Origin of the sequence: Shewanella sp. SG44-6, from assembly GCF_014164185.1 — a bacterium.
Taxonomy (GTDB): domain Bacteria; phylum Pseudomonadota; class Gammaproteobacteria; order Enterobacterales; family Shewanellaceae; genus Shewanella; species Shewanella vesiculosa.
Genome location: NZ_JACJER010000396.1, coordinates 1 through 208, shown reverse-complemented (window position 1 = coordinate 208; position 208 = coordinate 1). Strand labels below are relative to the sequence as shown.

Annotated in this window: 1 protein-coding gene; it reads right to left on the bottom strand. The window is 57.2% G+C overall.

Features of this window, described 5'->3' with window-relative positions; translation table 11 throughout:
- A partial coding sequence (locus H5185_RS22720) for a cadherin repeat domain-containing protein (protein WP_182743407.1) occupies nucleotides 1-208 on the bottom strand: 208 nt, incomplete at both ends.

Here is a 208-nt window from a genome sequence, read left to right as displayed (position 1 = left end):
AAATTGTGCACGTTCGCCAGGGCTTCAAAGTCATTGGCGACGGCGGCCACGCCCGCTGGGGTCAAGCTGATGACACCGGTCACGGGGTCAATCTCAAACCAAGCGTCGTCATTGCCGCTGACGATGCTGTAGGTCACTGGCGTGCCTTCCGGATCGATGGCATTGACGGTGCCAATCACAGTGCTGTCGCTGCTGTTTTCAAAATACG